Source organism: Agromyces allii, assembly GCF_009749385.1.
Lineage (GTDB): Bacteria > Actinomycetota > Actinomycetes > Actinomycetales > Microbacteriaceae > Agromyces > Agromyces allii.
Genome location: NZ_WBIN01000001.1, coordinates 380060 through 402055 on the forward strand (window position 1 = coordinate 380060; position 21996 = coordinate 402055).

23 protein-coding genes and 1 riboswitch are annotated in these 21996 nt (G+C 71.5%); of the genes, 5 read left to right on the forward strand and 18 right to left on the reverse strand.

Going from position 1 to position 21996, the window contains the following annotated elements:
• Nucleotides 1–50: 50 nt before the first annotated feature.
• From GQR16_RS01715 to rsmI, 8 genes are all read right to left on the reverse strand, one after another.
• The gene (locus GQR16_RS01715; RefSeq protein ID WP_157413411.1) at nt 51–944 is read right to left on the reverse strand and encodes a MetQ/NlpA family ABC transporter substrate-binding protein; all 894 of its coding nucleotides are present in this window, start codon (nt 942–944) and stop codon (nt 51–53) included.
• 182 nt (nt 945–1126) lie between these two features.
• Entirely contained in the window at nt 1127–3031 is a 1905-nt protein-coding gene (locus tag GQR16_RS01720) for an ABC-F family ATP-binding cassette domain-containing protein (protein ID WP_157413412.1), read from the reverse strand.
• A gap of 87 nt (nt 3032–3118) precedes the next feature.
• Nucleotides 3119–4045 carry a 4-(cytidine 5'-diphospho)-2-C-methyl-D-erythritol kinase gene (locus tag GQR16_RS01725; protein WP_157413413.1) on the reverse strand — a complete coding sequence of 309 codons (927 nt, stop codon included), beginning with the start codon at nt 4043–4045 and terminating at the stop codon, nt 3119–3121.
• 4 nt (nt 4046–4049) lie between these two features.
• On the reverse strand, nt 4050–4892 hold the full coding sequence (gene rsmA / locus GQR16_RS01730; protein WP_157413592.1) for a 16S rRNA (adenine(1518)-N(6)/adenine(1519)-N(6))-dimethyltransferase RsmA: 843 nt from the start codon (nt 4890–4892) through the stop codon (nt 4050–4052).
• A gap of 108 nt (nt 4893–5000) precedes the next feature.
• Entirely contained in the window at nt 5001–5894 is an 894-nt protein-coding gene (locus GQR16_RS01735; protein WP_157413414.1) for a TatD family hydrolase, read from the reverse strand.
• A gap of 10 nt (nt 5895–5904) precedes the next feature.
• Nucleotides 5905–7464, reverse strand: coding sequence for a methionine--tRNA ligase (metG, locus tag GQR16_RS01740; RefSeq protein ID WP_157413415.1), 1560 nt, complete (start codon nt 7462–7464; stop codon nt 5905–5907).
• Nucleotides 7465–7505: 41 nt separating this feature from the next.
• On the reverse strand, nt 7506–8636 hold the full coding sequence (locus GQR16_RS01745; protein ID WP_157413416.1) for an NADP-dependent oxidoreductase: 1131 nt from the start codon (nt 8634–8636) through the stop codon (nt 7506–7508).
• A 113-nt stretch (nt 8637–8749) separates the two neighbouring features.
• Nucleotides 8750–9571: a 16S rRNA (cytidine(1402)-2'-O)-methyltransferase gene (gene rsmI, locus GQR16_RS01750; RefSeq protein ID WP_157413417.1), complete on the reverse strand. Its 822-nt coding sequence runs from the start codon at nt 9569–9571 to the stop codon at nt 8750–8752.
• A 73-nt stretch (nt 9572–9644) separates the two neighbouring features.
• Between rsmI and GQR16_RS01755 the strand changes: the two genes are divergently transcribed.
• Both GQR16_RS01755 and GQR16_RS01760 read left to right on the forward strand, forming a co-directional pair.
• Nucleotides 9645–11462 carry a dolichyl-phosphate-mannose--protein mannosyltransferase gene (locus GQR16_RS01755; RefSeq protein WP_246200392.1) on the forward strand — a complete coding sequence of 606 codons (1818 nt, stop codon included), beginning with the start codon at nt 9645–9647 and terminating at the stop codon, nt 11460–11462.
• A gap of 66 nt (nt 11463–11528) precedes the next feature.
• A complete protein-coding gene (locus GQR16_RS01760; protein WP_157413418.1) occupies nt 11529–12509 on the forward strand; it encodes a YeiH family protein in 981 nt (326 codons plus the stop codon).
• 254 nt (nt 12510–12763) lie between these two features.
• Here the strand turns inward: GQR16_RS01760 and GQR16_RS01765 are convergent, their stop codons facing one another.
• The 5 genes from GQR16_RS01765 to GQR16_RS01785 all read right to left on the reverse strand — a co-directional run bounded on the left by GQR16_RS01765 (nt 12764) and on the right by GQR16_RS01785 (nt 15398).
• Nucleotides 12764–13816, reverse strand: coding sequence for an NAD(P)-dependent alcohol dehydrogenase (locus GQR16_RS01765; protein ID WP_157413419.1), 1053 nt, complete (start codon nt 13814–13816; stop codon nt 12764–12766).
• 6 nt (nt 13817–13822) lie between these two features.
• Nucleotides 13823–14044, reverse strand: coding sequence for a helix-turn-helix transcriptional regulator (locus tag GQR16_RS01770; protein WP_055856484.1), 222 nt, complete (start codon nt 14042–14044; stop codon nt 13823–13825).
• Nucleotides 14038–14469: a hypothetical protein gene (locus tag GQR16_RS01775; protein WP_157413420.1), complete on the reverse strand. Its 432-nt coding sequence runs from the start codon at nt 14467–14469 to the stop codon at nt 14038–14040. Before GQR16_RS01775 ends, GQR16_RS01770 begins: the two co-directional genes overlap by 7 nt.
• 154 nt (nt 14470–14623) lie before the next feature.
• Nucleotides 14624–14950, reverse strand: a complete 327-nt coding sequence (locus tag GQR16_RS01780; protein ID WP_157413421.1) for a DMT family transporter — start codon at nt 14948–14950, stop codon at nt 14624–14626.
• A gap of 14 nt (nt 14951–14964) precedes the next feature.
• A riboswitch (guanidine-III (ykkC-III) riboswitch) is annotated at nt 14965–15031 on the reverse strand.
• Nucleotides 15032–15101: 70 nt separating this feature from the next.
• Entirely contained in the window at nt 15102–15398 is a 297-nt protein-coding gene (locus tag GQR16_RS01785) for an antibiotic biosynthesis monooxygenase family protein (protein ID WP_157413422.1), read from the reverse strand.
• Between the two features lie 163 nt (nt 15399–15561).
• On the opposite strand from GQR16_RS01785, the gene GQR16_RS01790 reads away from it, so the two are divergent.
• The 3 genes from GQR16_RS01790 to GQR16_RS01800 all read left to right on the forward strand — a co-directional run bounded on the left by GQR16_RS01790 (nt 15562) and on the right by GQR16_RS01800 (nt 18527).
• Nucleotides 15562–16494, forward strand: a complete 933-nt coding sequence (locus GQR16_RS01790; protein ID WP_157413423.1) for a hypothetical protein — start codon at nt 15562–15564, stop codon at nt 16492–16494.
• Between the two features lie 129 nt (nt 16495–16623).
• Nucleotides 16624–17919, forward strand: a complete 1296-nt coding sequence (locus GQR16_RS01795; RefSeq protein WP_157413424.1) for an O-acetylhomoserine aminocarboxypropyltransferase/cysteine synthase family protein — start codon at nt 16624–16626, stop codon at nt 17917–17919.
• A complete protein-coding gene (locus tag GQR16_RS01800) occupies nt 17916–18527 on the forward strand; it encodes a CoA-binding protein (protein WP_157413425.1) in 612 nt (203 codons plus the stop codon). The genes GQR16_RS01795 and GQR16_RS01800 overlap by 4 nt, the downstream gene beginning before the upstream one ends.
• A 141-nt stretch (nt 18528–18668) precedes the next feature.
• Here GQR16_RS01800 and GQR16_RS01805 read toward each other — a convergent pair whose 3' ends face one another.
• The 5 genes from GQR16_RS01805 to GQR16_RS01825 all read right to left on the reverse strand — a co-directional run bounded on the left by GQR16_RS01805 (nt 18669) and on the right by GQR16_RS01825 (nt 21934).
• The gene (locus GQR16_RS01805; RefSeq protein ID WP_157413426.1) at nt 18669–19295 is read right to left on the reverse strand and encodes a TMEM175 family protein; all 627 of its coding nucleotides are present in this window, start codon (nt 19293–19295) and stop codon (nt 18669–18671) included.
• Between the two features lie 114 nt (nt 19296–19409).
• Nucleotides 19410–20270, reverse strand: a complete 861-nt coding sequence (locus GQR16_RS01810; protein ID WP_157413427.1) for an ABC transporter permease — start codon at nt 20268–20270, stop codon at nt 19410–19412.
• Entirely contained in the window at nt 20267–21223 is a 957-nt protein-coding gene (locus GQR16_RS01815; protein ID WP_246200393.1) for an ABC transporter ATP-binding protein, read from the reverse strand. The genes GQR16_RS01810 and GQR16_RS01815 overlap by 4 nt, the downstream gene beginning before the upstream one ends.
• Complete coding sequence (locus tag GQR16_RS01820) at nt 21220–21711, reverse strand: Clp protease N-terminal domain-containing protein (RefSeq protein ID WP_157413598.1); 492 nt, start codon at nt 21709–21711, stop codon at nt 21220–21222. Before GQR16_RS01820 ends, GQR16_RS01815 begins: the two co-directional genes overlap by 4 nt.
• The gene (locus GQR16_RS01825) at nt 21704–21934 is read right to left on the reverse strand and encodes a hypothetical protein (protein WP_157413428.1); all 231 of its coding nucleotides are present in this window, start codon (nt 21932–21934) and stop codon (nt 21704–21706) included. Before GQR16_RS01825 ends, GQR16_RS01820 begins: the two co-directional genes overlap by 8 nt.
• Nucleotides 21935–21996 lie beyond the last annotated feature (62 nt).

Here is a 21996-nt window from a genome sequence, read left to right on the forward strand (position 1 = left end):
GGTTCCGTCGCCCGCTCGCGCGGACGATCCGCTCTCGCGGATGTCGATGATCAGCCCTTTGCGGCCTTCGTGTCGGCCTCGACCTTGGCGAGCGAGTCCTTCAGGTCGGCGACCGGGGTGACGACCGGAACGCCGGTGCCGCCCGAGGCCTCGACGAGGCCGGCCTGCACGTCGGCGTCGGTCTGGAAGATGTCGACGAGCTTGAGGTACGTCTCGTTGTTCGCGTCGTCGGCGCGCGTCGCGAAGATGTTCACGTACGGCAGCGCGTTCGGGTCGGTGGGGTCGTCCTTCGCGATGGCGTCGCTGAAGGTGAGGCCCGCGTCTTCGACGAAGTCGTTGTTGATGATCGCGGCGGCGACGTCGGGCAGCGAGGTCGGGGTGAGCGACGCCTCGAGCGCGGTGACCTTGACCTTCGACTTGGCCTCGTCGATGTCGGCGAGGTCGGAGAAGATCGTGCCGCCGCTCTTGAGCGTGATGAGGCCGGCCGACTGCAGCACGAGCAGGCCGCGGGCCTGGTTCGACGCGTCGTTCGGAACGGCGACGGTCTCGCCCTCCTTGATGTCGGCGACGTCGTCGTACTTCGTCGAGTAGAGGCCGAGCGGGTAGATCGCGGTCGAGCCGATGGGCGTGAGGTCTTCGCCGGCCGAGACGTTGTAGTCGGCGAGGTACACGATGTGCTGGAACTGGTTGAGGTCGAGCTCGCCCTCGGTCGTCGCGGGGTTCGGCTGCGCGTAGTCGGAGAAATCGACGATCTCGATGTCGATGCCGGCCTTCTCGGCGGCGGTCTCGAATGCGGCCCACTGGGGGTCGGCCTTGCCCACGACGCCGATCTTGATGACGTCGTCAGCCGAGGAGGCTTCGCCTGCGGAGGCGCAGGAGGCGAGGCCGAGCACGAGGGGGACGGCTGCGAGTGCGGCGATGAGCTTGGTGCGGCGGAGTGCCATGAGTGTTCCTTTCACGTCGGCGCGCGCGTTCTGATGCTGATGGCTGTGGAGCAGGCATGGCTCCGCCACGGTCGGTCACAGTGGGGGCTTCGATGCCGCGAACGCGGGCGCACTCCTACGCTAGGCGAAGATTCTTCTCTCGAATGCCGCCATGGACACGAAACGTCATAGATCCTGCGAGGTCAGGCTTCGAGAATCTCAGATACTTCGAGCCAGCGGGTTTCGAGGTCAGCGACGGATGCCTCGAGCGCGCGCAGTTCGTCGCCGAACGTCCCGAGGCCCGCGTAATCGGACTGATCGTGGCGGGCCAACTGCTCGTGCTTCGCGGCGATCTCGGACTGCAGCTTCTCGAGCTTGCGGTCGATCGCCGAGAGCTCCTTCTCGGCGGCACGCCGTTCGGCGCCCGCGAGGGCGGGTGCGGCCGGCGCGGACGGCTTCGCCGAGGAGGCGGCAGGCTCGGCGCCCGCCCCACCCGACGTCGAGGCCGGCGCTGCACCCGTCGACCCGGAATCGGCACGACGCGCGTCGGACGCATCGCTGCGGCGCGCGGCATCCGTCGCCTTGCGCAGTTCGAGGTACTGGTCGACGCCGCGGGGCAGGTCGCGCAGGTGCCCGTCGAGGATCGCGAGCTGGCGATCGGTGACGCGCTCGATGAGGTAGCGGTCGTGCGAGACGACGAGGAGCGTGCCCGGCCAGGTGTCGAGCAGGTCTTCGATGGCCGCGAGCATGTCGGTGTCGAGGTCGTTCGTCGGCTCGTCGAGGATGAGCACGTTCGGCTCCTGCAGCAGGATCAGCAGCAGCTGCAGGCGGCGCTTCTGCCCGCCCGAGAGGTTCTTCACGGGCGTCGAGAGCTGCGCGTTCGTGAACCCGAGCCGCTCGAGCAGCTGGCCGGGCGAGAGCTCCTTGCCCGCGACCTCGTAGCTCGTGCGCTGCTCGGCGACGACCGCGGAGACGCGCTGGTCGGCCCACTCGGCGAGCTCGGACAGCTCCTGGCTGAGCGTCGCGATGCGCACGGTCGTGCCGCGCTTGACCTTGCCGGCCGTGGGCTTCACGGCACCGGTCACGAGGCCGAGCAGCGTCGACTTGCCCGCGCCGTTCACGCCCAGGATGCCGGTGCGCTCACCGGGCGCGATGCGCCACTCGACGTCGCGCAGCACGGTCTTCGTCGCGGGAGTGCCCGCCGCGGCATCGGCCACGGGGTACTCGACGGACACGTCGATGAGGTCGACGACGTCTTTGCCGAGACGCGTGACCGCGAGCCGGTTCAGCTCGATCGGGTTGCGCACGGGCGGTTCGTTCTCGATGAGCTGGTTCGCCGCCTCGATGCGGAACTTCGGCTTCGACGTGCGCGCGGGCGCACCGCGACGCAGCCATGCGAGCTCCTTGCGCATGAGGTTCTGCCGCTTCGACTCGGAGGCCGCGGCCATGCGGTCCCGCTCGACGCGCTGCAGGATGTAGGCCGCGTAGCCGCCCTCGAAGGGCTCGACGATGCCGTCGTGCACCTCCCACGTCGCCGTGCAGACCTCGTCGAGGAACCAGCGGTCGTGGGTCACGACCACGAGCGCGCCCTGACCGGAGGCCCAGCGCTGCTTGAGGTGCCCGGCGAGCCAGGCGATGCCCTCGACGTCGAGGTGGTTCGTCGGCTCGTCGAGGAACACGACGTCCCAGTCGCCGACGAGCAGCGCGGCGAGCCCCACGCGGCGGCGCTGGCCGCCCGAGAGGCTCGAGATCTGCGCATGCCAGGGCACGTCGGCGAGCAGCCCGCCGATCACGTCGCGCACCTTCGCGTCGCCCGCCCACACGTGCTCGTCGATGCCGCCGACGACGGCCTCGGCGACCGTCTGGCCCGGGTCGACGACGTCGGCTTGATCGAGCATGCCGATGCGGATGCCGCGACGCATGGTCACGCGCCCGCCATCGGGTTCGATGCGGCCGGCCAGGAGCTTCAGCAGCGTGGACTTGCCGTCGCCGTTGCGGCCGACGACGCCGATGCGGTCGCCCTCGTCGATGCCGAGGGTGACCTCGTCGAAGACGGTGCGCGTCGGGAATTCGAGGTGCAGGCGCTCGGCGCCCAGAAGATGTGCCATGTCCCGTCGAGCCTAGTCGTCGAGCCTGAGCGTGCGTCGCGCACCAGCGCGGCGGGCGGCCGCGTGGGTCGGCGCGGCGCGGGCGCGTCAGTTCGGCAGCACCCGCGCGCCGTGCACCGCACCGTGCACGTGGATCGCGTGCAGCCGCGCGGCCGAGAGCGCGACCTGCAGCTCGAGCGCCGAGTCGGCGTCGGGGGCGAGGAACGCGATGGTCGGTCCGGAGCCAGACACGAGACCGGAGAGGGCGCCGTGCGACTCGCCCAGCTCGAGGATGCCGCCGAGCCCGGGCGCGAGCCGGAGCGCCGCCTCCTGGAGGTCGTTGTGCAGCGACTGCGCGAGCAGCACGGGGTCGCCGGCGCGGAGCGCCTGCAACACCTCGGCGTCGACGACGGGCGAGCGCGGCACGTTGCGGCCGTCTTCGGCGCGGATGCGGTCGAGCTCGCCGTAGACGCCGGGCGTCGAGAGCCCGAACTCGGCGACCGCGAGCACCCAGTGGAAGGATCCGGTGGCCAGCGCAGGGCTCAACCGGTCGCCGCGACCGGTGCCGATCGCGGTGCCGCCCGTGAGCGAGAACGGCACGTCGGCGCCGAGCTGCGCCGCGAGGGCGAGCAGGTCCTCCTTCGGCAGGGCCGTGCCCCAGAGGGCGTCGCACGCGACGAGGGTGGCCGCGGCATCCGCCGACCCACCGCCCATGCCGCCGGCGATCGGCACGTGCTTGTCGATCTCGAGCCGGACGCCGCCGGAGACGCCGGTCGCGCGGGCGAGCAGCTTCGCGGCGCGGATCGCGAGGTTGGAGCCGTCGGTCACGAGGCCCGACGTGTCGATGCTGCCGCCGAACGCGACGCTGAACTCGTCGTCGGGCCAGGCCCGGACGTCCTCGTAGAGCGACACGGCCTGATACGCGGTCGCGACGTCGTGGTAGCCGTCGGGCTGCACGTCGCCGACGCGCATGAAGACGTTGATCTTGCCGGGCGCGCGAACGTGCACGGCCTCTTCGGTCCACGCGATCGTCATCGGGTCACGCCTCTCCGGCGGCCCGGGCGATGCGCAGGAAGTCGTCGATCACGAGCTGCTCGCCACGGGACTCCGGCGAGACGCCGGCGCGTTCGAGCACCTCGCTCGCGGCCGCGGCCGACCCGCCGAGCACGCCCGAGAGCGACTGGCGGAGCATCTTGCGTCGCTGCTGGAACGCGGCGTCGATGATCGCGAACGTCGCCCGGCGCTCCTCGACGGTGCCGGGCTCGGTGCCGCGCTCGAAGCCGACGAGCACCGAGTCGACGTTCGGCACGGGCCAGAACACCATGCGCGAGACCTGGCCGGCCGTGCGCCAGGTGCCGTACCAGGCGGCCTTGAGGCTCGGCACGCCGTAGACCTTCGATCCGGGTTCGGCGGCGAGTCGGTGCCCGACCTCGGCCTGCACCATGACGATGCCCGACCGCAGCGAGTCGAAGTGCTCGAGCAGGTGCAGCAGCACCGGCACCGAGATGTTGTACGGCAGGTTCGCGACGAGCCGCACGGGCTCGCCCGGGAGTTCGGTGACGAGCAGCGCGTCTTGGGTGACGACGGTCAACGAGGTGCCCGGCTGCATGACGCCCGCGGTGTGCGGCAGCTGCGCGGCGAGGCGCTTGTCGATCTCGACGGCGATGACGTCGGCGCCGGCCTCGAGGAGTCCGAGCGTCAGCGACCCGAGACCGGGTCCGATCTCGAGCACGGTCTCGCCCGACTGCACGCCGGCGACCTGCACGATGCGACGCACGGTGTTGCCGTCGTGCACGAAGTTCTGGCCGAGCTTCTTGGTCGGCGTCACGTCGAGGAGCTCGGCGAGGTCGCGGATCTCGGCGGGCCCCAGCAGGCGCGCGATCGCGGGCGCCCCCTCGGCCTCGTGCCGGTGCGCGTTCACGCCTCGCACCTCATGCCGCGCACGCCGCGAACGCCGGACGCACCGGACGTGCCGCGGCCGATCGGTCGTTCACTCCCCCACACGGGCTTCATCCTCCCACGAGCCGTACACGCGGCGCGTGTTCGACGCGAGATCGGCGCAGAGCTCGTCGAGGTCGGCGCCGAGCACGTCGGCCATGAACCGCACCGTGTGCGGCACGAGGTACGGCGCGTTCGGTCGCCCGCGCAGGGGCGCCGGGGTGAGGTACGGGGCATCGGTCTCGACGAGGATGCGGTCGCGCGGTGCGACCCGCAGCGCGTCGCGCAGGTTCTCGGCGTTCTTGAACGTCACGTTGCCCGCGAACGAGAGGTACCAGCCCTCGGATGCCGCGAGCCGCGCCAGCTCCTCGCCACCCGAGAAGCAGTGGAACACCGTGCGTTCCGGTGCGCCGACGCGTCGCAGCGTCGCGACGACGTCGTCGTGCGCGTCGCGATCGTGGATCTGCATGGCCACGTCGTGCCGCTTGGCGATGTCGATGTGCGCCTCGAACGCCCGGAACTGCGCGGGTCGCCCGTCGGCCTCGGTGCGGAAGAAGTCGAGCCCGGTCTCGCCGACGGCGCGCACGCGCGGCTGCGCGGCGAGCTCGTCGATCACGGCGAGCGCGTCGTCGAGCGCGCCCGCAGCCTCGAGCTCGGGCGCCTCGTTGGGGTGCAGGGCGACGGCCGCCAGGAGGCGCGGCTCGCGCGCGGCCATCTCGGCCGACCAACGGCTCGTCGCGACATCCGTGCCGACCTGCACGGCACCGACCACGCCGACGGATGCCGCGCGCTCGAGGTGCTCGTGCACGCTCAGCGGCAGCGCGCCGTCGGCGATCTCGAGGTGGGTGTGGTTGTCGTAGACGCCGACCGCGAGCCCGTCGGGGACGGGCGGGTACTCGACCGGGCGGCCGCCGTCGGCGCGCGTGCGGAGGTGCTCTGAGCTCACCGGACGGAGCTCACTCTGCCGTTTCGATGCGCGGGAACAGCGCTTCGAGCGCCGCGACCTGCGTGCCGGGCTTCCAGGTGTTCGCCTGGTCGATGCGCTGCTCCTGCACGGTGCCCTCGGCGCCGAGCGCCGACCAGAGCTTCGCCGTGGCCTTGGGCAGCACGGGCGAGAGCAGCACGGCGAGCGTGCCGAGGCCGTGGTAGGCGGTGGCCAGCACGGTCTCGAGGCGTTCGCGATCGGCCGGGTCCTTGGCGAGGGCCCACGGCTCCTCGGACGTGATGTAGCCGTTCAGCGCGTCGACGAGCTCCCACGTCGCGGCGAGCGACTCGTGGATCGCGATGCGGTCGATGGCCGACCACGCGGAATCGGTCGCCTTCGCCTCGAGCGCGACGATCGCCTCGTCGGCCTCGGTACGGGCGCCCGCGGTCGGCACGGCGCCGTCGAAGTACCGCGTGATCATCGCGATCACGCGCGAGGCGAGGTTGCCGAAGCCGTTCGCGAGCTCGGCCTGGTAGCGCGCCGAGAGGTCCTCCCATGAGAACGAGCCGTCTTGGCCGAACGCGATCGCGCGCAGGAAGTAGTAGCGGAACGCGTCGGAGCCGAACACGTCGGTGATCTGCTCGGGCGCGATGCCCGTGAGCTTGGACTTCGACATCTTCTCGCCGCCGACGAGCAGCCAGCCGTGTCCGAAGACGCCGCGCGGCACCTCGAGCCCGGCGGCCATGAGCATCGCGGGCCAGATGACCGCGTGGAAGCGGAGGATGTCCTTGCCGACGACGTGCTGCGCGGGCCAGCGGCTCGCGAACGCCTCGTCGTCCTGGCCGTAGCCGGCGGCGGTGATGTAGTTCAGCAGCGCGTCGAACCACACGTACACGACGTGCGACTCGTCCCACGGGACCTTCACACCCCAGTCGAAGGTCGAGCGCGAGATCGACAGGTCGTCGAGGCCCTGCCGCACGAACGAGACGACCTCGTTGCGCGCCGACTCGGGCTGGACGAAATCGGGGCGCTCCTCGTAGAGGGCGAGCAGGCGCTCGGCGAACGCCGACATGCGGAAGAAGTAGTTCTTCTCGTGCAGGAGCTCGACCGGCTTGGAGTGGATCTCGCACACGAGCTGGCCCTCGTACTCGCCCGTTCCCGGAACGAGCTGCGACTCGGTCTTGTACTCCTCGCAGCCGACGCAGTAGTAGCCCTCGTACTCGCCCGTGTAGATGTGCCCCTCGTCGAAGAGGTGCTGCAGGAACCTCTGCACGTTCTCCTCGTGGCGCGCGTCGGTCGTGCGGATGAAGTCGTCGTTGGCGATGTCGACGGTCTCGAGCAGCGGCTTCCAGGCCTCGGCGACGAGCTTGTCGGCCCATTCCTTGGGGGTCACGCCGTTGGCCGTCGCGGTGCGCAGGATCTTCTGGCCGTGCTCGTCGGTGCCCGTGAGCATCCAGGTGCGCTCGCCCGCCTGGCGGTGCCAGCGCGCGAGCACGTCGGCGGCCACCTCCGTGTACGCGTGCCCGATGTGGGGCACGTCGTTGACGTAGAAGATGGGCGTGGTGACATAGAACGAGGAGGCATCGGCCATGCCCTCAATCCTACGGGCGAGCGGATGCCTCGACTGCCGCGTTACTCGCGCCCCAGGGCGTCGGCCTCCTCACGTCGGTGGGCCTCCCGTTCGGACGTCGCCCGCTCGTGCGCCTCGCGTCGGCGACGACGGACGCTGCCGTCGCCGATGGCCGACGGCACGGCCTCCTCGACGTCGACGTGGGCGTGGTCGGTCGCGACGCCCAGCGTGACGTCCTGTTCCTTCAGCTCGGGCACGACCACGCGCTGGTTGGGGTAGTCGACGACGCGCATGCCGAGCACGATCTTGCCCGGAGCCTCGCGCTTCTCGAGGGCGCGGTAGGCGTCGGCGACCCGGGCGAGCGGGAAGACGTCGGCGATGGGAAGGCGGATGCGCCTGGCCGACACGAGCGCCGCGACCCGGCTGAGCGCGACCACGTCGCCTGCAGGCGCGCGCACGGCGTCGTCGCGCTCGACGGCGTCCCAGTCGGTGAGCGTGAACACGCGTGACGGGTGCACGCCGAGTGCCCTCGCCTCGCCGGCCTCGCCGCCGAGGAAGTCGAGGAACACGCTCACCGGATGCGGGGCGAGCTCGCGCACCCGCCCGGCGAGGTCGGGCCCGTACGCCACGGGGATCACCCCGAACTGGCGCAGGAAGTCGAACCGCGCGTCGGGCGCCGTGCCGATGACGCTCGCCCCCCGGAGCCTGGCGAGCTGCGCGGCGAGGCAGCCGATGCCGCCGGCGGCCGCGGTGACGACGACGGTGTCGTTCGGTTGCAGGTTCAGCCCCTCGATCACGGTCCAGGCCGTGGTGCCCGCGGTGTAGAGCGATCCGGCGACCTCCCACGAGAGCGCGGGCGGGCGCTCGATGAGGTTCGCCACCGGCACGACGACGTGGGTCGCCTGGGCGCCGCGCTCGACGAACCCGAGCACCTCGTCGCCCCGCTCGAACCGGGAGACGCCCGGCCCGACCGCGATCACCTCGCCCGCGAGGTCGCGCCCCTGGCCGGATGGCGGTTCGACCCGCCAGCGCTCGGGGTGCTCGCCGCGACGGATCGCGCTCTCGACGGGATTGAGGCCGGCCGAGTACACCTCGACGAGCACCTCGCCCTCGCCGGGCTCGGGTGTGGGCATCTCGACGATCTCGAGCACCTCGGGTCCGCCGAACGTTGCGAACCTGACTTCGTGGGCCATGTCGCACCTCCCTGTGCGTGGTCCTCCCATTCTCCGCCAAATACCCCCGAAATGGTGACAGATGCTCGGGATTCCCAGACGCGGCCCAGTCTCGCGACGGCCCGCCCGCCCGTTCAGCTCGAGCGTGCGGCGAGCGCGGCCTCGTAGAGATCGCGCTTGCCGAGTCCGGTCTCGGCGGCCACGAGCGACGCGGCGTCCTTCAGACGGGTTCCGGATGCCGCGAGCTCGAGCACGCGGTCGAGGGCCGTCGTGGCATCCGGAGCCTGCTCCTCGGCCCCGGCGACGACGATGCAGATCTCGCCGCGGACGCCGGCCGCCGCCCACTCGGCGAGCTCGCCGAGCCCGCCGCGACGCACCTCCTCGTACAGCTTGGTGAGCTCGCGGCACACCGCCGCCTGACGGTCGGCGCCGAAGGCCTCGGCGAGCGCCGTGAGGCTGGCGGCCAGGCGCGACGGTCCCTCGAAGAACACGAGCGTCCGACGGTCGCCCGCGAGCTCGGCGAGGCGGCGCGACCGGTCGCCCGCCTTGCGCGGCAGGAACCCCTCGAACGAGAACCGGTCGGTCGGCAGTCCCGCCACGGCGAGCGCGGTGATGACCGCGCTCGGGCCGGGGATCGCCGTGACGTCGACGCCCGCGGCGACCGCGGCCTGCACGAGCGGGAACCCCGGATCGGAGACGGTCGGCATGCCGGCGTCGCTCAGCACGAGCAGGTCGGTGTCGCGCGCGAGCTCGACGAGCTCGGCGGCCTTCTGCCGTTCGTTGTGCTCGTGCAGCGCGATCAGGCGCGGCCGGTTGGCGATGCCGAGACCCGCGAGCAGGCGCTGGGTGACCCTCGTGTCCTCGGACGCCACGACGGTCGCCTCCTCGAGTGCTTCGCGCAGGCGCACCGACGCGTCGCCGAGGTTTCCGATGGGCGTCGCCGCGAGGATGATCATGCCCCCAGTCTCCCGCACCACGCGCTGTGGAGTGTCGCTTCACCGCCGCTCCGCGCGGGTTACTCTGGGGCGCATGACTTCAGGAGCGGATGCCGCGGGCGACCCCGACACCCGGCCCGTCGCCGCCGAGCAGCCCGCCGCGGCATCCGTCGCCCTCGAGATCGGCCCGGCGCCAGAGGGTGAGCTTTCTGCACCGGCCCGGCCGGAGGCCGAGGGCGACGCCGAAGGGGTCGCCGCTGCGTCCGGCGCCGACGCGATGCCCGACGCCGATACCGGCGTCGACGCCGAGGTCGACGCCGACGTCGAACCCGAGCCGGCGCCCGAGCCGCGCGGCACGCGCCTCGACGACTGGTGGGCGCGCACGCTCTCGACCCCGCGCCGCCGGGCGCTCTGGTACTGGGGCGGTCCGGCCATCGTCGTGCTGCTCGCCGCCGTCCTGCGCTTCTGGAACCTCGGGCATCCGCAGGCGATCGTGTTCGACGAGACGTACTACGTCAAAGACGCATGGACCCTCCTGAACAACGGGTACGAGTCGACCTGGCCCGATGGCGCCGACGAGCAGTTCGCGAACGGCGACACCGACATCTTCACCGACGACCCCGCGTACGTCGTGCACCCGCCGCTCGGCAAGTGGATGATCGCCCTCGGCATGGGGCTCGTCGGCGGCGCCGAGAGCGCGTTCTGGTGGCGGGCGACGACCGCCCTCGCGGGCACCGCGGCCGTGTTCATCCTCATGATGGTCGCGCGCAGGCTCTGGCCGTCGACGATCCTCGCGGTCATCGCCGGACTCCTCTTCGCCGTCGACGGCAACGCCATCGTGATGTCGCGCGTGGCGCTGCTCGACAACTGGGTCATGCTCTTCGCCCTGCTCGGGTTCTGGTTCGTGCTCCTCGATCGCGCCTGGGCTCGCGACCGCCTGCAGCAGGGCCTCGACGCGGCTCGCGCCTCCGGTTACGACCCGCACTACGGGCCCGCGCTCTGGGCGCGCCCGTGGGTGATCGCCGCGGGCGCCGCCTTCGGCGCGACGACCGCGGTGAAATGGTCGGGCCTGTGGTTCCTCGCGGCGTTCGGGGTGTACCTCGTGATCGTCGACACGCTCGCCAGGCGACGCGCGGGCGTGCCGTTCTGGGCGACGGCCGCGATCCTGAAGCAGGGACCGGTGACCTTCCTGCTCTACGTGCCCGTCGCGTTCGTCGTGTACCTCGCCTCGTGGACGGGCTGGCTCACGACCGACGGCGGGTACGACCGGCACTGGGCCGACGACCCTGCAAATCAGGCGTCGGGGTTCTTCTCGTGGGTTCCGCCCGTGCTGCAGAGCCTCTGGCACTACCACCAGTCGGCGTACAGCTACCACATCGGCGTGCACGCGGAGCACCCGTGGCAGTCCAACCCGCTCACGTGGCTGTTCATGATCCGGCCGACGAACATGTACTTCGCCTCGACCGACGACGGGTCGGGCGGGTGCGGCGCCGACACGTGCTGGTCGTCGATCATCGGCATCGGCAACCCGCTCATCTGGTGGGCGGCGGCCATCGCGTGCCTCTACCTCGTGTACCGGCTCGCCCGATACCGGGAGTGGCAGACCGGACTCATCCTGCTCGGGCTCGCCGCCGGGTACCTGCCGTGGCTCATGTACCTCGACCGCACCGTCTTCCAGTTCTACTCGATCGCGTTCGAGCCGTACATGATCCTCGCGCTCACCGCGGTCGCCGGGCTCATCCTCGGCAGCCGCGACGACGTCTGGTGGCGACGAGAACGCGGCATCGCGACCGTCGGCGTGTACCTCGTGCTCGCGGTGCTCGTCTCGGCCTTCTTCTACCCCCTCTGGACCGGCATGCCGATCACGCCCGACTTCCGGCAGCTGCACTTCTGGCTGCCGTCGTGGGGCTGACCCCGCTCCGCTGAGCGGGTGCCGAGCCCGATCGGCGCACCCGCGGGGCTCGGCTAGCCTGTTCTGATGCGCGAACGGATGCCGGGGCTCGCGGTCGCGGCCTCCGCGGCCGTCATCGCGTGGCTCGTGCACCTCGCGCTGCCCGGCCTGCCGCTGCTCACGGGCGCGGTCGCGCTCGGCATCGTCGTGGGCCAGGTGCCCGCGGTGCAGCGTCGTCTCGACGGAGCGCTCGCACCGGGTCTGCGCACCGCGTCGCGCAGCCTGCTTCGCGCGGGCATCGTGCTGCTCGGCCTGAAGCTGAGCCTCGTCGACATCGCGAACCTCGGCTGGGTGACGATCGCCACGACGGTCGCCGTCGTGCTGCTGACGTTCGTCGGCACCATCGGGCTCGGGCGCGCGCTCGGACTGCCCGGGCACCAGCCCCTGCTCGTCGCGAGCGGCTTCGCGATCTGCGGCGCCTCGGCGATCGGCGCGATGGGCTCGACCGTGCGAGCGCGCGCCGAGGATCAGGCGGTGCCCGTGGCGCTCGTGACGCTGTGCGGGACGCTCGCCATCGCCGTGCTGCCCGCGCTGTGGCATCCGCTCGGCCTGTCGAACGTGGAGTTCGGCCACTGGGTGGGCGCCGGCGTGCACGACGTCGGCCAGGTCGTCGCGACCGCGCAGCTCGGCGGCCCGGCCGCGCTCGCGATCGCGGTCGTCGTGAAGCTCACGCGCGTGCTGCTGCTCGCGCCGATGGTCGCCGTCACGGCCGCGGTCGAACGCCGCAGGCACGTCGCCGCAGACGGACCGCGCCCGCCGATCGTGCCGCTGTTCATCGCCGGGTTCCTCGTGATGGTGCTCATCGCGTCGTTCGTGCCGGTGCCCGCCCCCGTGCTCGACGCGGCGGATCTCGTGCAGACCGCGCTGCTCGCCATGGCGCTGTTCGCGCTCGGCGCGTCGATCCGGTTCGCCGACCTCGCCGCCACGGGGTGGCGGGCGCTCGTCGTCGGCCTCACGTCGTGGGCGCTCGTCGCGACCCTCGCCTACGGCGCGGTGCTGCTCGGCTGATCCAGTTCGCCCGCGTTCACCGCCCGCGCCCTCCTCTGTCCATCCTTCGCAGCCCGCCGACTCTCCGGATCCGACAAGGCCAGTTCCGCCTCATCGATGAGGCGGAACTGGCATATCGAATTCGTCGGGACGAGTACTCGACGAGGAACCGTTCGAGGTCTTGGCCGAGACGCGCGTCGGCCCGTGGTTCGCTGAAAACCCTGAGCCCGACTCCGACGACTCGCGAGTCGAGTAGACGCGCGACATCTGCCGGCTCAGCGCGCCGAGAGCACGAGCTTGCCGCGGATCTCGCCGGCCAGGTAGGCGCGCACCGCGCTCTGGACGTCGGCGAGCGGCACGATCCGGTCGATCATCGGGCGGATGCGGCCGTCGGCGAGCAGCGCCACGAGCGCCTCGAGGTCTTCGGCGCTGCGGGCTGCGGCGAGCGGCTTCAGCGACGCGTGCATGAACGGCCCGCGCAGCATCGCCCCGAGCAGCCGCGGGATCGGCCCGAGCAGCCCGTCGCCGCCTCCCGCCGAGAGCACCACGGTGCCGCCGCGCCGCGCGAGCCGGGCCAGGCGACTCAGCGACTGGGCTCCCGCGAGGTCGAACACGGCGTCGTACGCACCGTCGGGCTCGGCCTCAGCCCACGGCGAGGCATAGTCGAGCACGCGGTCGGCGCCGAGCGCGCGCACGTGGTCGCCCTTCGCAGCGCTGGCGACGCCCACGACCTCCCATCCGGCGAGGGCGGCGAGCTGCACCGCGAATCCGCCGACGCCGCCAGAGGCGCCGATGACGAGCAGGCGCGGGCGCTCGCCCGACGCGGCGACCGGCTGCGCGGGATCGATGCCCGCGAGCCGCAGGCCCTGCAGGGCGGTGCCGGCCGAGACCGGCAGCGTCGCGGCATCCGCGAACCCGACGGCGTCGGGCACACGCACCGCGAACCGGGCGGGCAGCGCGGCGTACTCGGCCCAGCCGCCCTGCGACACCTCGCCGCAGACGCGGTCGCCTACGGCGAACCCGGTCACCGACGAGCCGACCGCCGCGACCGTGCCGGCGATGTCGCGGCCGACCGTCGGCACGCGGGGCCTCCGGAGTCCGAAGATCGCCCGCATGAGCTTCGGCTCGCCGCGCATGACCCGCACGTCGCCCGAGGCGACGTCGACGGCGTGCACGGCGACGAGCACCTCGTCGGCCTTCGGCACGGGTGCCGTGACGGTCTCGAGTGCGAGCACCTCAGGGCCGCCGTAGCGGCGTTGAGCGACCGCCCGCATGGCGGTCGTGGTGGGCCGCCCGGCGGCCTGCGTGTCTGACTTCGTCTCGTTCATGGTCGTTCACTCCCCCTCGGGGTACTGGAAGACGTCGTCGAGCGGCACCCCGAAGACCCGCGCGATCTGGAAGGCCAGTTCGAGCGACGGCGAGTACCGGCCCTGCTCGATGGCGATGACGGTCTGGCGGGTGACCCCGATGCGACCGGCGAGGTCGGCCTGGGTCATCTCGCCATGGGCGAACCGCAGTCCGCGGATGGCGTTGGTCACGCGCGTGGGCTTCACCATTCCTGGAACCCCCCGGTGCGGTAGGCCGCCAGTTTGGTGAGGCTCGCGAGGATGCCGCTGATCACGAAGCAGAGGTACACCGCGTTGGCGATCCAGAACCAGTCGACCTCGAACCAGGCCAGGATCAGGGCGGCCAGCGCGCCGATGACGACGAACGAGTTGCCGACGCGATCGCCGGTGCGCTCGATCTCGCGGTCGCGCTGGTCTGCGCGGTACGTCTCGCTGGGCGCGACGATCTCGATGAGGATGCGCGAGACGATGCCCGCGACGATCGCGCCGCCGATGGTCCACACCATCGGCCACACGTAGTCGACGTCGGGGATCGGCGTGCCCACGAGCCGCGGGAACATGATGCCCAGGTAGACCGCGTAGCCGATGACGGCGATCGCCAGGAACGACCAGACGCCCTTCTCCTCGTACGACATCGTCTTCTCCTCGATTCGTGTCAAGAATCCTTGACACACCGAATGTAAGACATTTCGTACGCAAGGTCAAGCATTCTTTACATGCTCGAACGACGGAGAGCGGATGCCGGCAGCGCCGCCGACATCCGCTCCGTCACCGCGCCCGCGGCGAGCGCTAGTGGCTGCCCGCGTCGACGAACTTCAGGCCGACGACGCAGCCGACGAGGCCGACGAGCAGCGCGAGCTTCGCCCACGAGACATCCGTGTCACCCGTGACCATGGCCCAGACGACGGTGAGGGCGGCGCCGATGCCGACCCAGACCGCGTAGGCGGTGCCGGTCGAGATGTCGCGCATGGCCCACGCGAGGCCGCCCATCGAGGCGACGAGCGCGACGCCGAAGATGATCGACGGCCAGAGCTTCGTGAAGCCCTCGGACTTGCCGAGTGCGGTGGCCCAGACGGCCTCGAGGACACCGGACGCGATGAGAACGATCCAAGCCATGACTGCTCAACTCCTGAGCCAGTCTTGTCGCGTTCCGGGTACTGGGTGCCCTCGTCCGGATGCCGCAGTGCGCGGCGTTCCCGAAAGACTACCGGGGCATCCTGCTCAAACCCTGTGCAGTCGAGTGCGCAGGCGCGGCCAGATGCCCGGTTCAGGCGTGCGCGACCTCGGCGAAGTGCTCGACCACCGGGAAGGGCTCGTAGAAGCGGTGCAGCAGCGCCCGCCACCGCTCGTACTCGGGCGAACCTCGGAACCCGACCTCATGCGCCTCGACGCTCTGCCAGTGCACGAGCAGCAGGTAGGTCGACGGTGACTCGATGCCCCGCGAGAGTGTCAGGTCGACGAATCCGGGCATCGCGGCGATGATGTGGCGGGCCTCGTCGAACGCGGCCTCGAACTCCCCCTCGAGACCGGGCATCACGGGCAGCAGCGCATGTTCGAGGATCATCGGGCCAGCGTAGCCGTCGCCTCGCACGCGGCGCCCGACGGCCGCACCTCCGCCCCTCCGCCCCTCCCGGGCGACGCATCCGATGGACGCCGCGACGGCGCGGGTCTAGCATCGGCCTCGTCCGCACCGCCGTCGAGGACGACGGACCATCGGGGAGGTCGCCATGGACACGTCATCGAACACGCCGTCGTACGCCGAGCTCGACGCGATCATCGATCGGATCGGCGAGGCGAAGGCTCCGCCCGCAGGGGCGTCGGCGAAGGACGCGGAGGAGCGCTTCGAGGCCGCACGGAAGAACGCCGGACTCGCCCGCGCCCTGCTCGCCGACGGCGCCGTCGATGCCGATGGGCTCGACGCGCTCGCCGAGCAGCGCTCCGACGAACGGCGCAAGCGCGTCGTCGCCGGCCATCGGAGGGCCGTCGACGCGTCGGCCCGCAACTGGGAGCAGCTGACCGGGCTGACGCCGGCCCTGCCGGTGGATCCCGGCTCCACCAACGTCATCATCGACCGTCCGACGTTCATCCGGTCGTTCGCCGGCGCGGGGGCGGTCGTCGATTCCGAGATCGGGTCGCTCGACAGCTGGGCGCGCTACCGATTCGATGCATCGACCGGCAGTTCGTTCGCCGAGACGGGCGCCGGTCGGCTGAGCTTCTTCACGCTCTGGCAGAACCCGCGCAACGCCCAGACGCTCGTGAACGCGGGGGCCCGTCTCGTCGTGAACGCCCGGGTCTCCGCCGATGCCGACTGGAACGGCGTCGCCGCCTGGTTCATCACCGGGTCGGAGGCGCGGGCCACGGTTCGCGCCCGCACGACCGTGTGGTCGGTCGCGAACTCGGCCGTGAACGGCATCGTGCACGACGAGATCCTCGCCGACGTCGGCGCGGCCGGGGGCTTCTTCGGCGACGACGACGCGACGACGATCGCGTTCAACGAGTTCCTCGTCGCGAGCGCCTTCCCGGTCGGCGCGCGCGAGTTCATCCTGGTCGAGGTCGAGCTGCTGACCGAGTTCGTCGTCGAGAACGGGTCGGTCTCGCTCGACGCCGAGAGCGGCGAGTTCCGCATCTCGGTGCCGCACCTGATCTTCACGCTCACCTGAGGCGGCGAGCCGGGCCGCCGACTCGAGCGCGAGGCGTCGCGCCGCGGCATCCGAGACATCCTCGCGGTCTGATTGCTCTGCATTACGGATGCCGGCGGCGGGCGCCCGCGGCATGACTACCGTTGCCGTATGGCAGACCGCGAATACGGCTTCAAGACCCGCGCCATCCATGCGGGCAACATCCCCGATCAGGTGACGGGCGCTCGCGCCCTCCCGATCTACCAGTCGAGTGCGTTCGTCTTCGACGACACCGCAGATGCCGCGGCGCGCTTCGCGCTGCAGAAGTACGGCAACATCTACTCGCGCCTCGCGAACCCGACGGTCGCGAGCTTCGAGGAGCGCGTCGCGAGCCTCGAGGGCGGACTCGGCGCCGTCGCCACCGCCTCGGGCCTGGCCGCGCAGTACATCACGTTCGCGAGCCTCGCGGGCTCCGGCGACCACATCGTCGCCTCGGCCAACCTCTACGGCGGCTCGATCACCCAGCTCGACGTCACGCTCCGCCGCTTCGGCATCGACACGACGTTCGTGCGCTCCTCCGACCCGGCCGACTACGCGGCCGCGATCACCGACAAGACGAAGGCGCTCTTCGTCGAGACGATCGCGAACCCGTCGGGCGAGATCGCCGACCTCGAGGGCCTCGCCGACGTGGCGCACGCCCACGGCATCCCGTTCATCGTCGACTCGACCATCGCCACCCCGTACCTCAACCGCCCGATCGAGTGGGGCGCCGACATCGTCACCCACTCGGCGACGAAGTTCCTCGGCGGGCACGGCACGACCCTCGGCGGCGTCGTCGTCGAGTCGGGTCGCTTCCACTGGCACTCCGAGAAGTTCCCGCTCTTCGGCCAGCCCGTGCCGAGCTACGGCGGACTCGAGTGGTCGGGCAACTTCGGCGAGTACGCCTTCCTCACGCGCCTCCGCGCAGAGCAGCTGCGCGACATCGGCCCCGCGCTCGCACCGCACTCGGCGTTCCTGCTCGCGCAGGGCGTCGAGACGCTGCCGTACCGCATCCAGGCCCACATCGACAACGCCCGTGCGGTCGCCGAGTGGCTCGAGGCCGACTCGCGCATCGAGAACGTCTGGTGGGCGGGCCTGCCGAACCACCCGCACCACGACCGCGCGCAGAAGTACCTGCCCAAGGGTGCGGGCTCCGTGTTCAGCTTCGAGGTCAAGGGCGGCCGCGCCGTCGGCCAGAAGCTCATCGAGTCGGTCAACCTCGCCTCGCACCTCGCGAACATCGGCGACGCGAAGACGCTCATCATCCACCCGGCGTCGACGACGCACGCGCAGCTGACCGAGCAGCAGCTCGTCGACGCGGGCGTGCTTCCGGGCGTCGTGCGGATTAGCGTGGGCATCGAAGACGTTGAAGACATCATCGACGACCTCGACCAGGCCCTCACGGCCGCGACTGGAGCAGCACGATGAGCACTGCACTCGACACCGACACCACGACGGATGCCGCGGCATCCGAAGACCTCGAGACCGTTCGCCTCGTCAACGGCCTCTCGTGCGACCTGCCCGCGAGCTCGCCGCTCGCGAAGCTGCTGAAGTCGCAGCGCACCTGGGTCGGTCCCGACGCCAAGGCGCGCCTGCGCATCCTGAACGCGGCGAAGTCGGTCGCGATCGTCGGCGCCTCGCCGAAGCCGCAGCGCTCGAGCTTCTTCGTGGGCACGTACCTGCAGCAGTCCAGCGACTACCGCCTCTACTTCGTCAACCCGATGGAGAAGGAGATCCTCGGCCAGCCCGCCTATGCGAGCCTGAAGGACCTTCCCGAGGTGCCCGACATCGTCGTGGTGTTCCGCCGCGGCAGCGACATCCCGCAGGTGATCGACGAGGTCGTCGCCGCAGGCGCGAAGACCGTCTGGGTGCAGCTCGGCATCTGGAACCAGGACGCCGCGTACTACGGCGAGGAGCAGGGCCTCACGGTGGTCATGGACCGCTGCATCAAGGTCGAGCACGCCCGGTTCCACGGCGGACTGCACCTGCTCGGCTTCGACACGGGCCAGATCACGGCGCGCAAGACGGTGCGCTAGGTCCGCCGCCGCGACCGCGCACGCTCCCGATGCCCCGGAACCGCTCGGTTCCGGGGCATCGGCGTTTCGAGGCGGTTGGCTCCGGGCGGCGGCGCGGGCCGGGTGTTCCCGCGCGGCGGATTCGCCGCGACATCCGCCCGATCAGCCGCCCCGGCCGTGCAGCGCCCGCGTGAACAGGCCGTCGAACAGGAACAGCGCGAACGCCGCCGACCCGATCAGGGGCGCGAGCACGACCACCGCGCCCGCGATGATGAGGGCGCTCAGTGAGCCCCGACCGTAGGCGACGGCCTCGCTCGGCTCCAGGTCGGGAAGGATCGTCTCGCGGTGCCGCACCGCCCACGCCCACTGCAACCAGCTGCACAGGATCGCGAGGAAGAACGTGACCGGCATCGCGAGACGCCCGGCGAGGAAGTCGGAGTACTCCGTCGTGAGGTTCGTCGCGAAGGGCACGAGCACGATGAACAGCAGCCGCCCGTTGTTGAGCCAGACCATCGTCGCGTCGACGCGCGGAATGTGCTCGAACTGCTGCACGTGCACCATCCACAGCAGGCACAGCAGGACGAAGCTCAGCACGAAGTTGAGCAGCAGCTCCCACAGGCCGCCGAAAGCCGACCACATCTGCGCGTCGGACGTGACCTTGCCGAGCGAGTGCGACGTCAGGTCGAGCACGAGCAGCGTCGCCGCGATCGCGAAGACCCCGTCGGTGAAGGCCTCGAGGCGGGCCGTGCGCTGCGTCGCGGCCGGATGCCGCCGCTGCCTGATCGCCATGCGTACAGGGTAGCGACGCCGTCGCCCGACAGCCGACTGCCGCGGTGGAGGCAACCGGCGGACCGCGCCGCGGATCAGCCCGGATCAGCCCGGATCCACCCGGGATCCGCGGACTCAGCCGACCCGCTGGAGCGCCCGCTCACGACGCGCGGCGACCCGCGAACCGGACTCCTTGCGCGTCATTCGCCGCAGCACGACGGGTGCCGCGACGAGCCCGGCGACCGCCCACGCCCCGAGCACGACGGCGGTCTCGACGGGGCGCCAGGTGCCGCCGACCTCGAGCGCGGCCGCCGACTCGGGCAGCAGCGCGGAGCGCATGCCGAGGCCGAGCCAGTAGACGGGGAAGACCTGGGCGGCGCCGGCGACCCAGGCCGGCAGCGCCGAGATCGGCGCGAAGACGCCCGAGATCGCGATGAGCGCGAGCACGGGCAACGAGACGTACCCGGCGCCCCGCGAGCTCGAGACGAGCGAGCCGAGCACCGCACCGATGCCCTGGGTCGCGATCAGACCCAGCAGGAGCACCCACGCGAACGTGAGCCACGACCCCGGCCGCCCGAGGGCGAGTCCGTCGACGAAGAGCAGTGCCGGGCCCAGCACGATCGCGAGATACGCGAGGATCGTCGCCGAGATCTGCACGGACTTGCCCACGAGGTACGCCGGAATGCCGTTCGGCGTGATCCTGGCCCGCAGGAGCGAGCCGTCTTCACGGTCGGCGGCGAGCTGCTGCACGACGAGGAGCATGCCGAGCGCCACGAACATGCCGAGCGCGCCCGGCAGGATGTACGTGTCGAGCGTGGCGCCGCCGCCGCCGATCGGCACGTCGCGCACGAGGAAGAGGGCGACGAGCGTGACGAGGGGCCAGAGCAGCTGGCCGATCAGTTCGGCGCCCGTGAAGGCCTGCCGCAGCTCGATCACGCCCTGCGAGACTCCGGCGTGCGCGATTCCGCCACGCGCGCCGATCGACGTGAGGCTCATCGGCCGACCTCCGCCGGGTCGTGCGCGTCGGCTTCCGCTCCGGCACGGACACCCGCATCGGGCGATTCGGCGGCCCGGACGATGCCCAGGTAGGCGTCTTCGAGCGAGGCCCGGCGCACCTCGAGGTCGCTGACGCCCTGTTCGTGCCGCAGCAGCAGTCGCCGCACGAAGGCGGTCGCATCGGGCACGTGACGCGCGAACGGCCGCCCCTCGAACGACCAGCGCACCTCGTCGTCGCCGACGATCCGGCGTGCCAGCTCGTCGGTGGTGCCGTCGGCGACGATGCGTCCGTCGGCGAGGATCACGATGCGGTCGGCGAGCTGCTCGGCCTCGGCGAGGTCGTGCGTGGTCATGAGCACCGTCGCTCCGAACTCCCGCGTGACACGGCGAACGAGCTCGTGGAAGTCCCGACGCGCCTCGGGGTCGAGCCCGGCCGTCGGCTCGTCGAAGAACACGAGCTCGGGTCGCCCGACGAGGCCGATCGCCACGTCGAGTCGGCGGCGCTGGCCGCCGGAGAGTGCCCTGACCCGTTGCTCCGACTGCTCGGTAAGCCCGACGGCGGCGAGCAGCGCGTCGACGTCCCATGGCCGCGGCATCCGCTCGGTGGCGAAGGGGGCGTACAGCGACCCCTGGTACGCGAGGAGTTCGCGCACGCGCCACTTGGCGTGGTCGCGCCAGGACTGGAGCACGACGCCCACGCGGGCGCGCCACCGCTCGTCGGCGTGCGCCGGATCGAGGCCGAGCACCGTGACGTGGCCGGCCGATCTCATGCGCAGCCCCTCGAGGATCTCGACGGTGCTCGACTTGCCCGCGCCGTTCGGGCCGAGGAGCACGAGCACCTCGCCCCACCGCACCTCGAACGAGACGTCGCGGAGCACCTCGCGCTCGCCGTACGCCATCCGGAGTCCGTCGACGGCGATCACCGCGGGCTCGCGAACCGCGGCCTCGGTCACCGCAGCGCCTCGAGCCTGGCGACGAGTGCGCCCCGGTCGACGCCGGCGTACGCGAGCGCCCGGGGAACCGTGCCGAGGTCGGCACGGAGCACGCCCACGAGCGCATCGGCGACGGCGAGCCGCTCGCGCTCGGCCCGCGGGCGGGCACGGCGAACGCGGAAGTTGCCCCGACTCAGCGCTTCGCGGATCGACGTTCCCCAGCCCGGGCGGGCGTCGCGAGCGGCGATCAGGCGTTCGTCGGCGACGGGTTCGATGCCCGCGGCGGCCAGCGCGTTCTCGCGTTCCACGCGCAGCGCCGCCTCGACGCCGGCGTGGTCGAGCCCGACCTCGGCCAACGTCGCGGCGGCGACATCGTCGCTCGCGGAGATGGCGAGGAGCAGGTGCTCGGCCTCGACCTTCGTCGCGCCGCGACATGCGGCCTCGTCGATCGCGCCGAGGACGACGGACTTCAGGGTCGCGCCGAGATCGTCGTGCAGCAGCTCAGGCATTGCGCCTCCTCAGGTCGAGCCCGGCTCCCTCGAGCCGGCGGTGGTGCTTCTTGTGCACGGCCTGGCGGGTGACGCCGAGTCCTTCGGCGACCTGCGTCCAGCTCCAGCCGGCACGCATGGCCCGTTCGACGGCGGCGTCTTCGAGTCGGTCGGCGAGTTCGCGCAACGCGACGACGGCAGCGAGGTCGGAGGCCTCGGATCCGGTGGGGTCTGGGCTCTGCATCGTCGGAGGCGGGGGTGGCGGCGGGGTCATGCAAGCAACTTACGTTGCTTAACTCCGGCTGT